The sequence below is a fragment of the Desulfovibrio sp. JC010 genome, from assembly GCF_010470675.1.
Lineage (GTDB): Bacteria > Desulfobacterota > Desulfovibrionia > Desulfovibrionales > Desulfovibrionaceae > Maridesulfovibrio.
Genome location: NZ_VOIQ01000037.1, coordinates 1 through 1045 on the forward strand (window position 1 = coordinate 1; position 1045 = coordinate 1045).

Here is a 1045-nt window from a genome sequence, read left to right on the forward strand (position 1 = left end):
ATGAAGCTGTTCACCATGCAGCTTCTGATCTCGCTGAGCATTGATTTCATCAACGGATTCCAAAAACCGGAAATCAACTTTGCGGAAGTGCTGGTCATCCTCGGTGCGTCCATCGTCATTCTGGCCCTGACCATGTCCATCCCGGACATCATTTCAGGGCTGATCAACGGACCTCTTTCCTCTTCCGGCAGGTATCTGACCTCTGCCGTTACAGCGGTAAGCAGCAGTACAAGCACTGTTGTGAAAGGAGCGGCAGGCGGAATGATCGAGGCCAAACGCGGAACCGATGCGGTGCGCGAAGCCAGCTCCTACGCCAACACCGCCGGAAAAACCGGTTTCGGAAAACTGGGCCACATGGCCGCCACCGGCATCCAATCTGTACGGGAAAATCTATCCCAAAGCCGGGCTGGCGGTATCCGCAGCAGCACCAAAACCCAGCACGAAGCATACAAGATGCAACTTCCCCCAGACTCATCTGACTAACTCCCCGATTTAGCAGTCAAAATCTGAAAACCACAGGATAACTATGCCCAAAAACCGTCCAAATTCTGCCTATTTAGCCGCCAAAGAAGAATGGTTCGAGCGTTATGGCAGCTACATAAAAAGCCGTAATCAATGGCGTTTTGCCGCTTTAATCATGTCCCTGACCGTTTGCCTCTCGCTTTGCGTCAACATCGTTCAGGCCGTGCAGAGCAAGGTCGTTCCCTACGTGGTCGAAGTGGACAAACTCGGCCAGTCCGTTGCCGTCAAACGCGCGGATCAGGCCGGTCCGGTTTCAAAACGGATCATTCAGGCCGAAATCGCCAACCTGATCACCAACTGGCGCACCGTCACCGCAGACATCGGACTCCAAAAAAAGATGGTCCGGCGCATGTCCTCCTTTGTGGTCGGCGCGGCCAGAGGTGCCACCAAAGGCTGGTACGAAACCCACAACCCTTACCAGCGGGGACAGAAAACCCTTGTGGAAATCGACATCAAGGGCATCCCGCTGCCGGTCAGCTCCGAGAGCTGGCGTATCGAATGGCTGGAGACCGTGCGCAACCAT

The 1045-nt window shown here is 54.7% G+C and carries 2 protein-coding genes; both read left to right on the top strand.

Translation table 11 applies throughout. From position 1 onward, the window contains the following. Positions 1-483 (top strand): hypothetical protein (locus FMR86_RS20275; protein ID WP_163353278.1); only part of this gene is annotated, 483 nt, incomplete at its 5' end. A gap of 43 nt (positions 484-526) precedes the next feature. After that, positions 527-1045: VirB8/TrbF family protein (locus FMR86_RS20280; protein ID WP_163353280.1), on the top strand; the 519-nt coding region annotated here is incomplete at its 3' end.